This is a genomic window from Xanthomonas sp. XNM01, from assembly GCF_014851915.1.
Classification (GTDB): domain Bacteria; phylum Pseudomonadota; class Gammaproteobacteria; order Xanthomonadales; family Xanthomonadaceae; genus Pseudoxanthomonas.
Window position 1 is genome coordinate 185,507 of record NZ_JACVAP010000002.1, and the last position, 12,230, is coordinate 197,736.

Consider the following 12,230-nt stretch of genomic DNA (forward strand, 5'->3'; position numbering starts at 1 on the left):
ACTCGTGCGGATGGTCGCATTCGACGCCACCGAAGCCATGACGCCGTACCGCACCGAAGGCGGGTACGGCGGCATTCTGTTCGACCGCGATCGGGTGCGGCAAGCCGGGCCCGATCTGTTCTCGCCCGGAGCCTGGGGCGACCGGGCGCGCCCGGTCGATTCCGGCGGCCGCGGCAGCGCCTGGTTCATCGATGCGCCGTTCGGTGCCTGCGTGCTGCGCCAGTACCTGCGCGGCGGCCTGGTGGCCAGGCTCAGTCGCGACCGTTATATCTGGCGCGGCGCCGACCGCACCCGCAGCTTCGCCGAGTTCAGGCTGATGCGGCTGCTGATCAGCCGCGGCCTGCCGGTGCCGCAGCCGATCGCCGCGTCCTACGTGCGCGAAGGCTTCCGCTATCGCGCGGCGATCCTGCTGGAGCGGATCCAGGACGTGCGCTCGCTGGCCGACCGTGCGCTGGTGGCCGGCAGCGGCGCGCCGTGGGAGGAAGCCGGCCGTCTGATCGCCCGGTTCCACCGAGAGGGTCTGCAGCACGCCGACCTGAACGCGCATAACCTGCTGTTCGACGGCAACGGCCGCGGCTGGATGATCGATTTCGACCGTGGCCGCATGCGGATCCCGGCCACCGGCTGGCGCGAGGCCAACCTGCGCCGGCTCAAGCGCTCGCTGCTCAAGCTGCGTGGCGAGCGCAGCCACGACGAGGTCGAGAAGGACTTCGCGCGCCTGCGCCGGGCCTACGACCTGTTCTGGAAGCGGGGCTGCTGATGAGCGCCTGGTCGCTGCGCCTGCACGGGGTCGGCAACGCGTCGGCGGTCGCGCTGGGCTCGCCGATGGCCAGCATCGAGCGCGACGGCGCGCCGTGGCTGACCATCGACTGCGGAGCGGAAGGATTGACCGCGTTCGAGGCACAGTACCGGCGCCAGCCCGAGGCGCTGTTCGTCACCCATGTGCATCTGGACCACGTCGCCGGTTTCGAGCGGCTGTTCGTGTCCAGCTATTTCGATCCGGCCAGGCGCGGGCGGATCCGCCTGTACGTGCCGGCGCCGGTGGTACCGCTGCTGCACCGGCGCGTGGCCGACTATCCCAACGTGCTGGCCGAAGGTGGCGCCAATTTCTGGGACGCGTTCCAGCTGGTGCCGGTGGGCGAGGCGTTCTGGCACGACGGCGTACGCCTGGAGGTGTTTCCGGTGCGCCACCACTGGCCCGAAACCGCGTTCGGCCTGCGCCTGCACGGCAGCCTGGTCTGGAGCGGCGATACCCGGCCGGTGCCGGAGATGCTGGCGCGCTTCGCCGATGCGGGCGAGCTCATCGCCCACGATTGCGGCCTGCACGGCAATCCCTCGCATACCGGCCTGGATGATCTGGAGCGCGAATATCCGGCCGAACTGCGTGCGCGCATGGTGCTGTACCACTACGCCAGCCATGCCGATGGCGATGCGATGCGCGCGCGCGGGTATCGCGTGGGGCGACCCGACGAGGTGCTGGCGCTGGCCGCGCCCGATGCGCAGGCGATGGCCGGATGAGCGCGGTACTGCAACTGCCGGCGCTGCCGCAGGACCGCCTCGGGCGGCCGCTGCACGACCTGCGGCTGTCGGTGATCGACGCCTGCAATTTCCGCTGCGACTACTGCATGCCGGCCGACCGGATCCCGGACGACCATGGCCTGGATGCGGCCGGCCGGCTGTCGTTCGACGAGATCGAGACCCTGGTGCGCGGCTTCGTCGCGGTCGGCGTGCGCAAGCTGCGCCTGACCGGCGGCGAGCCGCTGCTGCGCAAGCGCCTGCCCGAGCTGGTCGCGCGGCTGTCGCGGATCCCGCAGATCGAGGACCTGGCGATGACCACCAACGCCGTGCTGCTGCCCGCGCATGCGCAGGCGCTGCATGAGGCCGGTCTGCGCCGGATCACGGTCAGCCTGGATGCGCTGGATCCGCAGGTGTTCCATGCGATGTCGGGCGGGCGCGGCCGGATCGAACAGGCGCTGGCCGGCATCGCCGCGGCCGAGGCTGCCGGTTTCCGCGACCTGAAGATCAACTGCGTGGTCCAGCGCGGCGTCAACGACGACCAGGTGCTGCCGCTGGTCGACCACTTCCGCGGCAGCGGCCACGTGCTGCGCTTCATCGAGTACATGGACGTGGGCACCTGCAACGGCTGGCAGGCCGACCAGGTGGTGACCTCGGCCCAGCTGCGCGACCGCATCCATGCGCGCTGGCCGCTGCATGCGCTGCAGGCCCAGTACCGCGGCGAGGTGGCCGACCGGCATGCCTTCGACGACGGCTCCGGTGAGATCGGCTTCGTCAGTTCGGTCAGTTCCCCGTTCTGCGGCGACTGCCATCGCGCCCGCGTGTCGTCCGACGGGCGCCTCTACACCTGCCTGTTCGCCGGCGAAGGGCATGATCTGCGTCCGGCGCTGGTCGACGGCAGCCAGGCGCTGGCCCATCACGTCGCCGGCCTGTGGCAGCGCCGCGGCGACCGTTACAGCGAACTGCGCGGCGATCCGCGCGCGTCGCGCAAGCACATCGAGATGTATCTGATCGGAGGGTGAGGTGGACACGACCATGACAGCGGCTGCGGCGACGCGGAAGGACCGGCGCGGGCAGCAGGCCGGATGGGGCTCTGTCCATCGCCGGCCGGGCCGGGCCGTGCTGCGGACGGGGCGGTCGGAATGAGCGCGCGTGCCGCGAAGAAGGTGTTGACCCATCTGGACGCGCAGGGGCGGCCGGCGATGGTCGATGTCTCCGCCAAGCAGACGACCGCGCGTCAGGCCATCGCCGAATGCAGGGTGAAGTTCCCGGCTGCGGTCGCCGCGCAGCTGCGCGACAACGGGCTGCGCAGCGCCAAGGGCGGCATCGTCGACACCGCGGTGATCGCCGGCACCCTGGCGGTCAAGCGCACCCACGAGCTGATCCCGTTCTGCCATCCGCTGCCGATCGACGGCATCCGCATCGGCATCGACTGGCACGGCGAGCGCGAGCTGCGGATCGAATGCCTGGTCAAGACAACCCACCGCACCGGCGTGGAGATGGAGGCGCTGACCGGCGCCACCATCGCCGCGCTGACCGTTTACGACATGTGCAAGGCGTTGTCGCACGCCATTGTGCTGGGGCCGGCGAAACTGCTGGGCAAGCAGGGCGGCAAGCGCGATTTCGGGAGGCAGGCATGAGCGCGACCGTGCGCGTGCTGTACTTCGCCGGGCTGCGCGAGGCCGCCGGCGTGGACATGGAATCGGTGCGGACCGACGCGGCCGACCTGGCCGCGCTGTATGCCGAGGCCGCCGCCCGCCACCCGCTGGGCTGGCCGCGCGAGCGCCTGCGCGTCGCGGTCGATGGCGCGTTCGCGCGCTGGGCCGATCCGGTCCGTGATGGCAGCGAGATCGCCTTCATCCCGCCGGTCTCCGGCGGCTGAGTCTTTACGAGGAACCGCAGTGAAACGCTTCAACCTGTCCGACCAGCCGATCGATCCGGCCCCGCTGCGCATCGGCCTGCTCGATGCCCACGCCGGTGCGTTCGCCAGTTTCGAGGGCTGGGTGCGCGACCACCACGACGGCCGCCCGGTGCTGGGCCTGCACTACGAGGCCTACCTGGCCCTGGCCGAAGCCGAAGGCGAGAAGGTGCTGGCCGAGGCGATGGAACGCTTCGCGATCACCGGCGCGCGCTGCGTGCACCGGGTTGGCGATCTGGACATCGGCGACATGGCGGTGTGGGTCGGCGTCGGTGCCGCGCATCGCGATGCCGCCTTCGCCGCCTGTCGCTTCGTGATCGACGAGATCAAGTCGCGGGTGGCGATCTGGAAGCGCGAGCGCTATGCCGATGGCGACCGCCAGTGGCTGCATCCGGATGAAGGGCAGGGCGCGTCCGACGGCGCCTGAGCCTGTTCCAGGTTCTGGCGCGCCTGCCTGCCGGTGCCTGTCCGCTGGTGCGGGTGCGGTGCCCAGGCTGGCCACCGACCCCGCACGCGCTGCGCACCCTGTGCTTCGACATGCGCCATCTGCAGGCGTTCGCACCAGGCACCTGAGTGGATGTCCGGGCTGGTGATCCCGGCTCCCGTCCAGGCGGCGTCGAGACAGGAGGCGCGCCACCCACCGTCGTGTCCCGTCTGACGATTGCGCAGGCCTGACGAGAGCTGTTTTCCCAGCCGCCGAGCAGGCAGACGGATTCACAGCCAAAGACGTCGAGAGGAAGCAGGCCGGGCAGGCAGCGTCGCTGCCGCAATGCCTGTCGCGCGGAATTCCACAGGCCCGAAAAGGTGGCGGCCCCGCCGGCTGACCTCGGCGCCCGCGTCGATCGATACCGTTGCTGCCTTCCGGCCCTGGCGGGATTTTCGATCTAGCGTCGCGAGGGGCCGACGGGGCCACCATGGACGCGGGCCGCGCTTGCGGCGCGGCCCGGGTTTGGAACGCCTGCGCCAACGGCGCGGGCGGTGCGATCGGAATCGCTGAATCCGGGAGTGGAGGCGGACCGGACCGACATGATCCAGAACCCCGCTTCGCACGCCACGAACCAGGTGACCCTGCTTCGTGGCCGGCCATTGTAGCGGCCCGGATGCGCCGGCGGCTAGCCCGGCAACACCGCGACCGCACGGACGATCCATGGCGGGCATCCAGGGCGCATGCAGGTGCGGGCGGCGGAATGCGTACACTGCCGCGACCGTCGGCGCGCACTGCGTGCGATGCGAAGCAGGTGCGGAAGGACATCAGGATGAACGGATTCAAGCGCGATGGCGCCATGGCGCCCGACAGGGACGATGCGCGCGAACGGCGGATCGGGGAACTGAAGCAGTTGCTGGCCGAGCGCCAGCGGGAGCTGGATCGCGCGACGTGGGAGTTGGCGGCGGGCCGTGCGAAGAGCCGGTGGGCGCTGGCCATCGTGCTGCTGGTCGGGTTGGCGGGCATGGCCTGGAGGATGTACCCGGTGCTGCAGGCGTTCATCCGGGGCTACGTCCTCGAGTGTCCGCGCCTGTCGACCCTCGACTGCCGGCAGCTCCATCCTGATGCGCCGTGGTACTGGGGCAGCATCGCCGCCAACTCCCTGCTCGGTGCGCTGTTCCTGGCTGCGGCCGTGGCCGCTGTGCTGGGGCTGCGCGCGCTGTCCCGGCCAGCGCCGGTACTGCAGACCATGCGCGCGCAGCTGCAGCGCGTGCAGGATCAGCTGGATGCGCTTGAGCGCGGCGGGGGTGCGCGCTGAGCACGTACACCGGTCTAAGCACGAATCCAAGCCCAAGTCAGAGGCTGCGCACGTACTTTCATAAAATATCGAAGTGCAGAAGCAGAAGGTGATATCCCCAGCGATGACCTCAGGGTCTGTCGCTAGCTGGCTCAGCGCGAGCGCGCATGGACCGTTATCGCCTGACGTGCGCATAGTGCCACTCCCGTACGTCCACTGAGGTGCAGCGCGCAACGGTCGAATGAGCAGTGCGTCCAGCAAGATTAATCCATCCCAACACGATCGGATTTCGTAGGGTCATCGGACCCTTGGTCGATGGATTCGGGGTGAAGCCCTCTGCTGCAGGATTAAGTACAGCCGGACCCTGCCGTAAACGTCTTAGGGTGCCTTTGCGGCGCTTTTTGCAAAGGCTAAGCGGACAATCAAGGAAGGGGCAATGGAATGGCTGTTCATATCTCAGATTTGGAAGTTCTTAACTTTCGGTCGTGTATCTCGACTAGCCTGCAACTGACTAGCTTCACGCCGCTAGTGGGATTGAACAACTGCGGAAAGAGCAACTGCCTGACAGCGTTGCAGTGGTTAGTTAGGAAGACCAAGCTAGGTTTGGAAGACTTCCATGACCCCGGCCAACCTGTCCAAGTCACTGGGACGCTGGTCGGTATAACGGATGCTGATCTAGATGTCCTAGAAGGCAAGCACCGGAAGAAGATCGAGCCGCACATACAGGATGGGATCCTGCGCATTCGGCGGGTCCAGGAAGTGCCTGGCGGAGAGGTGACATTGATGGTTTTAGACCCGGCTACCAACCAGTGGGACCCTAATCCTGCGGGAATCGATAACGCCATCACTGCTCTGTTCCCGGATCCCATCCGCATTGGGGCGATGGAGAATGCGGAGGAGGATGCGAGCAAGGCCAAGACGACTACGACCATCGGAAAGCTGCTTGCATCTATGCTATCTGCCATTCAAGAGCAGCACGAGCAAACGTTGACTCCTCATTTGGCAGCCATTTTTGGGATGATTTCAGCTGAAGGTGACGACCGTTTTGACGAGTTGGGTCGTATCGATGCGTCCATCAACGGCAAGATCTCGGACCTCTTCCCCGGAATCAGTATCAAACTTGATTTTCCTGTTCCAGCTTTCAACGACCTGATTAAGGCGGGGACCGTCAAGGTCTACGAGGGTGGAGGGCAGGGGCGTTCCTTTGGTTCATATGGGCATGGAGCGCAGCGGGCCATTCAGATGGCCATGGTCCGGCATTTGGCTGACTTGAAGAGAGGGGCGGCAGCCGCTGGTGGCGCGACCTTGCTCCTAGTGGATGAGCCAGAGCTGTTCATGCACCCCTTCGCCGTGGAACAGGTGCGTGAAGCGCTTCGTGCTTTGTCGGAGCTGGGGTATCAGGTTGTGTTCTCGACGCACTCCGCGCAGATGATCCTTGCCAAGGATGCGAAAAACGCATTGTTGATGACCAAGAAGCATCCCCACGGGACAAAAGCAAGGCCGCGCCTGCTATCCGTCATAGAGCAGTTGGTGGAGAATCCTACCCACCAGATGCACCAAATCTTTAGTCTGACCAACTCTTCTCAGGTGTTGTTCGCTGACAAGGTGGTGTTGGCGGAAGGAAAGACAGAGCTTCGACTGCTCCCATGTCTCTTCCAGGCCATTGCAGGTAAGACACTGGGCCAATCGTCGCTGGCGATTGTGCCAATGAGCGGTGTAGCCGACACCAAGAAGTCGATAGAGGTCCTCGCGGCTCTGGGTCTTCCAGCGTGCGCCATAGTGGATCTCGATTACGCCTTCCGGCACGCGCAGGCGCATGGGTTCCTCGCCGACGATGATCCTGACATCGCTGCGTGCAGGGAAATCCTTGCGAGACTTGCTCAGAATGATGCCATCACACTGGACGCAAGCGGTCTGCCGAAGAAAGACGCGCGCGGTCCGGCATCTAGGGCATTTGAGGTTCTGGCCGGGGAGGCGGATGCCAGTGCTCACATCGATTCGTTGGTGACCAAGCTCCGAGGTCAATCCATCTGGCTCTGGAGTCGTGGGGCTATAGAGCCTCACGTTGGGCTCGGGCAAAAAACCGAACATGCTTGGCTCACTTGTCAGATTGATATTGAGACCAAGGGTTTGGACGCTACTTGTGCGGATGCAGCAGGAATTCGGGCGATGGTGGATTGGTTGTCCCAGCTTCCGGTTGAAGTCGAGGAAGAAGCATGACCTCCAAGATGCGTTCCGCTTTCATGTTGGATGATCCAGTCAGACATACGCTGATCGTGGGGCATCGCTTCTATGTCCAGCGGGCCAAAGAGAGGCTGCTTTCGACATTTGGGAATATATCGGCGGAGGCAGATGCGGCAGCAGACGCCCATTGGGAGCAGTCCGGTCGCAACTTCAATCCCGACATCCACGACGAGGGGCAGCAGGCTGAGGATGCGCAAAATCATGGAATCATGTTCTACGATCTGCTCTCAGAAATGCATGAGAGGACTCGCCTAAGCGTTGTCGCCGGTATGTTCCATCACTGGGACAAAGCTTGGCGACGGCTCTTGGTGGATCAGCTTCGGCTACCCGGGTTTGTTATAGGTGTCCACTCGAGAAGAGCAATGTGGACGATGGATAGCTCGCAGCTAGAATCGCTAGTAGAGGCGCTTGGATGGAAAACCGCAACGTTCCCAGGATATTCTCGCTTGGATGCAATGCGATTGGTCGTCAATGTGTTCAAGCACGGTGAGGGGCCCTCGATGGATGATCTTCGACAGGCCTATCCGGAGTTTGTTCCTTTGGTGAACGGGTTGGTTCGGGCTTTTCCTGACGACACCAGCATGAAGGTGACCGATACGCATCTGGATGAGTTTGCCGAGGCTATCGAATCGTTCTGGTTGAATGTACCGCGCGAGCTGAACTTCGATGCAAATGTGCCACTGAAGTTGCCTAAGGACTTGGAACGCGCACGAAAGAAGGACTTGGCGTAGGGGAGCCCCGGGTGGGGCTCCCGCACGAACGTCCGTGGGGCAGCGAAGGGCGTCCGGCCAGCGAACGGGGGCAGGTTTAGTTTCGGGTTGATTGTTCTTGCCGCGCCGTTTCAGCGGTGTCTGTGGGTGGCGGTCGCTAGGGCAGGTGAGCCAACGAGCCGAAAGGGGGGAGGGCACCACGGCGGTCTGCGCCTTGCCACTCTGGGGCGACGGCTTGGCCCTCGAGTCCGCTCGCTGCGCAGGCGGACGACCCAGTTTTTTCTTTTTCTGGGGGGGCATCCAGATTCCCCTCATCGCCGGACACGAAAAAGGCCCCCTTTCGGGGGCCTTCGCTTTTCGTATCTGGCGGAGAGAGGGGGATTCGAACCCCCGAAGCGCGGTTTAGACGCTTACACACTTTCCAGGCGTGCTCCTTCAACCACTCGGACACCTCTCCGGGACCTGCCGACCGCCGGGGCGGGCAGCAGGGGCGCAAAGTCTAGCGGTCGCGCGGGTTCGCCACAAGCGGCACGGCGCGAAGGGGCTGCCGGCCCGGCCGGGCATGGCACAATGCCGCTTCTGGTCATGACGGTTGCCTGATGTCCTATCTCGTCCTTGCCCGCAAGTGGCGCCCGAAGCGGTTCTCCGAGCTGGTCGGGCAGGAACATGTCGTCCGCGCGCTGGGCAATGCGCTGGATACCGGGCGCGTCCACCACGCGTTCCTGTTCACTGGCACCCGCGGCGTGGGCAAGACCACGATCGCGCGCATCTTCGCCAAGTCGCTGAACTGCGAGCAGGGCACCAGCGCCGAGCCCTGCGGCACCTGTGCGGCCTGCACCGACATCGATGCCGGCCGCTACATCGACCTGCTGGAGATCGACGCCGCGTCCAACACCGGTGTGGACGACGTGCGCGAGGTGATCGAGAACGCGCAGTACATGCCCTCGCGCGGCAAGTACAAGGTCTATCTGATCGACGAAGTGCACATGCTGTCCAAGGCGGCGTTCAACGCGCTGCTGAAGACGCTGGAAGAGCCGCCGGGCCACGTGAAGTTCCTGCTGGCCACGACCGATCCGCAGAAGCTGCCGGTGACGGTGCTCAGCCGCTGCCTGCAGTTCAACCTCAAGCGCCTGGACGAGGACCAGATCGAGGGCCAGATGACCCGGATCCTGGCCGCCGAGCAGATCGAGGCCGACGCCGATGCGATCCGGCAGCTGTCGCGCGCCGCCGATGGCAGCCTGCGCGACGGCCTGTCGCTGCTGGACCAGGCCATCGCCTACGCCGGCGGCGCGCTGCGCAGCGACGTGGTGCGCGGCATGCTGGGCAGCGTCGACCGCACCCAGGTCGGGGCCTTGCTGGACGCGCTGCGCGATGCCGACGGCCAGCGCCTGCTGCAGACCGTCGAGTCGCTGGCCGGCTTCTCGCCGGACTGGGGCAACGTGCTGGAGGCGATGGCCGAGGCACTGCACCGGATCCAGGTGCGGCAGCTGGTGCCGGGTGCGCCGGTCGATGCCGAACAGCTGGACGTGGACGGCTTCGCCGCCGCGCTGCGGCCCGAGGTCGTGCAGCTGTGGTACCAGATGGCGGTCAACGGCAAGCGCGAGCTCGAGCTTGCGCCGAGCCACCGCGTCGGCTTCGAGATGACCGTGCTGCGCATGCTGGCGTTCCGTCCGCACGATGTCGCCCAGCCGGTGACGGGCGGCAGCGCGCCGGCGGGAAGTGGTCGCACTGCCGGAACCGGGACGCCCGATCCGGCGTCCGGCATGGCCTCCGCCGCGGCCGCATCGAAGGAGGTGGACGAGGCTGCCCCCGTTTCAGCGGCTCCGCAGCCCGAAGCCGCGTTGGCCGAGACCGCGCCAGTTCCGCCGCAGGCCCAGACGCCGGCGCCCTCCGGGATCCGGCCTCCGGCGCCCGACATGGCGATGGCGCCGCCTCCGCAGGAGCCGGTACCGGTCCAGACCGAAGCCGCTCCCGCGATTCCCGCGGCGGCCGAGCCAGCAGTGCACGTAGCGCCGCCTGCGCCCCCTGCATCGGCACCGATCATCGTCGCCCGCGCCGCCGTGCCTGCCATCGAAGGTCGCGTCATCGACGATGCCGAGGACTGGCTGCAGCGCGTGACCACCAGCGACCTGCGTGGCCCGGCGAAGATGCTGGCCGCGCACAGCGCCTTCGTGTCCCATGCCAACGGCGTGCTGACCCTGGCGCTGGATCCGGGCTTCGAATACCTGCGTGGCGACAGCCAGGTCGCGGCCCTGGCCGAGGCGCTGGCGCTCCAGCTCGGCAGCGCGCCGAAGATCGTGTTCGATGCCTCCGCCGCGGCCGACGCCGAGACCCTGCACCGGCGCATCGACCGCGACCGCGATTCGCGCCAGGCCGCGGCCGAAGACAGCTTCCTCAACGATCCGGACGTCAAGCGCCTGATCGAACAGCACGGCGCCCGCGTCGTGCCCGACTCCATCCGTCCTTACAGCGAGTAACGAACATGCGCGGCAATATCGCCCAGCTGATGCAACAGGCGCAGAAGATGCAGGAAAACCTGCAGAAGGCGCAGGAAGAACTGGCCAGGCTCGAGATCACCGGCAGCGCCGGCGGCGGCATGGTCAGCGTGACCCTGAGCGGCACCAAGGAGTGCCGCAAGGTGCGCATCGATCCGACCATCCTGGCCGACCAGGAGATGGTCGAGGACCTGATCGCCGCGGCGTTCAACGATGCCTCCAACAAGGTCGACGTCGAATCGAAATCGCGGATGGGCGAAGCCACTGCCGGCATGCCGCTGCCGCCGGGCATGAAGCTGCCGTTCTGAATGGAGCCGGGAATGGCGAAGCGGGAAGGGTGAAGGGGCAAGGCGAAAGCCGCTGTCCATCCCTTCGCGGTGCATTCCCGCTCCAGGCCCGACGCCCATGTCCTCACTGCTCGAACAACTGATCGACGCGTTCCGCGTGCTGCCGGGCGTGGGCCAGAAGACCGCGCAGCGGATGGCCTACCACGTGCTCGAGCGCGGCCGCGAGGGCGGCCAGCGCCTGGCTGACACCCTGGCCAGCGCGATCGAGCGGATCGGCCACTGCAGCCAATGCCGCGATTTCAGCGAAACCGAGGTCTGCGCGATCTGCGCCAGCGCCGGCCGCGACCGCCAGCAGCTGTGCGTGGTCGAAAGCCCGGCCGACCGGCTGGTGATCGAGGCCTCGACCGGTTTCCGCGGGCTGTACTACGTGCTGCAGGGGCGGCTGTCGCCGCTGGACGGCATCGGTCCGCGCGAACTCGGCCTGGATGTGCTCGATGCGCGCCTGGCCCAGGGCGGTGTCGAGGAGATGATCATCGCCACCAATTCCACGGTCGAAGGCGAGGCCACCGCGCATTACCTGGCCCAGCTGGCGCGGCAGCACGGCGTGCGCCCGAGCCGTCTGGCCCAGGGCCTGCCGCTGGGTGGCGAGCTGGAATACGTCGACCGCGGCACCCTGTCGCATGCCTTCGGCACCCGCGGCGAGATGCCGCGCTGAGCCGCGGCAACGCCTCCCGCCCATCCACCAGGAGACCAGCGATGCAAGACAACGACACCCTGTTCGGCCGGATCCTGCGCCGCGAGATTCCGGCGACGATCGTGTACGAGGACGACGAGGTCCTGGGCTTCCGCGACATCGCGCCGCAGGCGCCGGTGCACGTGCTCTTCATTCCGAAGAACGTGCTGATCCCGACCCTGGACGATGCGACGCCGGAACAGGCGCAGCTGCTCGGCCGGCTGATGCTGGCCGCCGCGTCCTGGGCGCGGAAGGAAGGTCTGGCGCAGGACGGCTACCGGGTGGTGATGAACTGCCGCGAGCATGCCGGCCAGACCGTGTTCCACCTGCACCTGCACCTGCTGGCCGGCGCGCCGCTCGGGCATTTCGGCGCCTGATACGGCTGCGGCGTGGCAGGGCGCGCACTGCGCGTCGTCCGGCGCTGGTCATTGGGCGCGGCCGGTCACTTCCGGGGCGTCTCTCACGGCCGCGAGCCGGTCGAGCACGACCGCGTGCATGGAGTCTGCAGTGGGCACGCAGGCCTTCTGCAGTCTGCCGCAACCAGTCGGTGCGCCGGTCCGCAGTCATTAGCAGGCATGTGCGGACGCGGGTCGCGCTGCCCGGCAGC

The 12,230-nt window shown here is 66.7% G+C and carries 13 protein-coding genes, 1 tRNA gene and 1 other RNA gene; 13 read left to right on the forward strand and 2 right to left on the reverse strand.

Annotated features, from left to right (window positions below; all coding sequences use genetic code 11):
• Positions 1-10: 10 nt before the first annotated feature.
• From IB242_RS08405 to IB242_RS08430, 6 genes are all read left to right on the forward strand, one after another.
• Entirely contained in the window at positions 11-760 is a 750-nt protein-coding gene (locus tag IB242_RS08405) for a 3-deoxy-D-manno-octulosonic acid kinase (protein ID WP_192278097.1), read from the forward strand.
• Positions 760-1,518 carry an MBL fold metallo-hydrolase gene (locus IB242_RS08410; protein WP_192278099.1) on the forward strand — a complete coding sequence of 253 codons (759 nt, stop codon included), beginning with the start codon at positions 760-762 and terminating at the stop codon, positions 1,516-1,518. Before IB242_RS08405 ends, IB242_RS08410 begins: the two co-directional genes overlap by 1 nt.
• Positions 1,515-2,537 carry a GTP 3',8-cyclase MoaA gene (gene moaA / locus IB242_RS08415; protein ID WP_192278101.1) on the forward strand — a complete coding sequence of 341 codons (1,023 nt, stop codon included), beginning with the start codon at positions 1,515-1,517 and terminating at the stop codon, positions 2,535-2,537. Before IB242_RS08410 ends, moaA begins: the two co-directional genes overlap by 4 nt.
• Positions 2,538-2,657: 120 nt before the next feature.
• Positions 2,658-3,155 carry a cyclic pyranopterin monophosphate synthase MoaC gene (gene moaC, locus IB242_RS08420; RefSeq protein WP_192278103.1) on the forward strand — a complete coding sequence of 166 codons (498 nt, stop codon included), beginning with the start codon at positions 2,658-2,660 and terminating at the stop codon, positions 3,153-3,155.
• Positions 3,152-3,397, forward strand: coding sequence for a MoaD/ThiS family protein (locus IB242_RS08425; RefSeq protein WP_192278105.1), 246 nt, complete (start codon positions 3,152-3,154; stop codon positions 3,395-3,397). Before moaC ends, IB242_RS08425 begins: the two co-directional genes overlap by 4 nt.
• Positions 3,354-3,860: a molybdenum cofactor biosynthesis protein MoaE gene (locus IB242_RS08430; protein WP_192278107.1), complete on the forward strand. Its 507-nt coding sequence runs from the start codon at positions 3,354-3,356 to the stop codon at positions 3,858-3,860. Before IB242_RS08425 ends, IB242_RS08430 begins: the two co-directional genes overlap by 44 nt.
• 383 nt (positions 3,861-4,243) lie before the next feature.
• On the opposite strand, the gene ffs is transcribed toward IB242_RS08430, so the two are convergent.
• Positions 4,244-4,340, reverse strand: an RNA gene (ffs, locus tag IB242_RS08435) — signal recognition particle sRNA small type.
• Positions 4,341-4,689: 349 nt separating this feature from the next.
• On the opposite strand from ffs, the gene IB242_RS08440 reads away from it, so the two are divergent.
• The 3 genes from IB242_RS08440 (at position 4,690) to IB242_RS08450 (ending at position 8,129) form a co-directional block, all read left to right on the forward strand.
• Positions 4,690-5,175, forward strand: a complete 486-nt coding sequence (locus IB242_RS08440; RefSeq protein ID WP_192278109.1) for a hypothetical protein — start codon at positions 4,690-4,692, stop codon at positions 5,173-5,175.
• A 420-nt stretch (positions 5,176-5,595) separates the two neighbouring features.
• Complete coding sequence (locus IB242_RS08445) at positions 5,596-7,374, forward strand: AAA family ATPase (protein ID WP_192278111.1); 1,779 nt, start codon at positions 5,596-5,598, stop codon at positions 7,372-7,374.
• Positions 7,371-8,129 carry a hypothetical protein gene (locus tag IB242_RS08450; RefSeq protein ID WP_192278114.1) on the forward strand — a complete coding sequence of 253 codons (759 nt, stop codon included), beginning with the start codon at positions 7,371-7,373 and terminating at the stop codon, positions 8,127-8,129. Before IB242_RS08445 ends, IB242_RS08450 begins: the two co-directional genes overlap by 4 nt.
• A 343-nt stretch (positions 8,130-8,472) precedes the next feature.
• Here the strand turns inward: IB242_RS08450 and IB242_RS08455 are convergent.
• Positions 8,473-8,565, reverse strand: a tRNA-Ser gene (locus IB242_RS08455).
• Between the two features lie 142 nt (positions 8,566-8,707).
• On the opposite strand from IB242_RS08455, the gene dnaX reads away from it, so the two are divergent.
• The 4 genes from dnaX (at position 8,708) to IB242_RS08475 (ending at position 12,000) form a co-directional block, all read left to right on the forward strand.
• On the forward strand, positions 8,708-10,585 hold the full coding sequence (gene dnaX / locus IB242_RS08460) for a DNA polymerase III subunit gamma/tau (RefSeq protein ID WP_192278116.1): 1,878 nt from the start codon (positions 8,708-8,710) through the stop codon (positions 10,583-10,585).
• A gap of 5 nt (positions 10,586-10,590) precedes the next feature.
• On the forward strand, positions 10,591-10,911 hold the full coding sequence (locus tag IB242_RS08465; RefSeq protein ID WP_192278118.1) for a YbaB/EbfC family nucleoid-associated protein: 321 nt from the start codon (positions 10,591-10,593) through the stop codon (positions 10,909-10,911).
• A gap of 97 nt (positions 10,912-11,008) precedes the next feature.
• Positions 11,009-11,605 carry a recombination mediator RecR gene (gene recR / locus IB242_RS08470; RefSeq protein ID WP_192278120.1) on the forward strand — a complete coding sequence of 199 codons (597 nt, stop codon included), beginning with the start codon at positions 11,009-11,011 and terminating at the stop codon, positions 11,603-11,605.
• Between the two features lie 41 nt (positions 11,606-11,646).
• A complete protein-coding gene (locus tag IB242_RS08475) occupies positions 11,647-12,000 on the forward strand; it encodes a histidine triad nucleotide-binding protein (RefSeq protein WP_192278122.1) in 354 nt (117 codons plus the stop codon).
• The last annotated feature ends 230 nt before the right edge of the window (positions 12,001-12,230 follow it).

What these genes read in the sequence shown, in the direction of transcription:
- IB242_RS08405 (WP_192278097.1), top strand. Translation starts at nt 11, where the DNA reads ATGGTCGCATTCGACGCCACCGAAGCCATGACGCCGTACCGCACCGAA.
- IB242_RS08410 (WP_192278099.1), top strand. Translation starts at nt 760, where the DNA reads ATGAGCGCCTGGTCGCTGCGCCTGCACGGGGTCGGCAACGCGTCGGCG.
- moaA (WP_192278101.1), top strand. Translation starts at nt 1,515, where the DNA reads ATGAGCGCGGTACTGCAACTGCCGGCGCTGCCGCAGGACCGCCTCGGG.
- moaC (WP_192278103.1), top strand. Translation starts at nt 2,658, where the DNA reads ATGAGCGCGCGTGCCGCGAAGAAGGTGTTGACCCATCTGGACGCGCAG.
- IB242_RS08425 (WP_192278105.1), top strand. Translation starts at nt 3,152, where the DNA reads ATGAGCGCGACCGTGCGCGTGCTGTACTTCGCCGGGCTGCGCGAGGCC.
- IB242_RS08430 (WP_192278107.1), top strand. Translation starts at nt 3,354, where the DNA reads ATGGCAGCGAGATCGCCTTCATCCCGCCGGTCTCCGGCGGCTGAGTCT.
- IB242_RS08440 (WP_192278109.1), top strand. Translation starts at nt 4,690, where the DNA reads ATGAACGGATTCAAGCGCGATGGCGCCATGGCGCCCGACAGGGACGAT.
- IB242_RS08445 (WP_192278111.1), top strand. Translation starts at nt 5,596, where the DNA reads ATGGCTGTTCATATCTCAGATTTGGAAGTTCTTAACTTTCGGTCGTGT.
- IB242_RS08450 (WP_192278114.1), top strand. Translation starts at nt 7,371, where the DNA reads ATGACCTCCAAGATGCGTTCCGCTTTCATGTTGGATGATCCAGTCAGA.
- dnaX (WP_192278116.1), top strand. Translation starts at nt 8,708, where the DNA reads ATGTCCTATCTCGTCCTTGCCCGCAAGTGGCGCCCGAAGCGGTTCTCC.
- IB242_RS08465 (WP_192278118.1), top strand. Translation starts at nt 10,591, where the DNA reads ATGCGCGGCAATATCGCCCAGCTGATGCAACAGGCGCAGAAGATGCAG.
- recR (WP_192278120.1), top strand. Translation starts at nt 11,009, where the DNA reads ATGTCCTCACTGCTCGAACAACTGATCGACGCGTTCCGCGTGCTGCCG.
- IB242_RS08475 (WP_192278122.1), top strand. Translation starts at nt 11,647, where the DNA reads ATGCAAGACAACGACACCCTGTTCGGCCGGATCCTGCGCCGCGAGATT.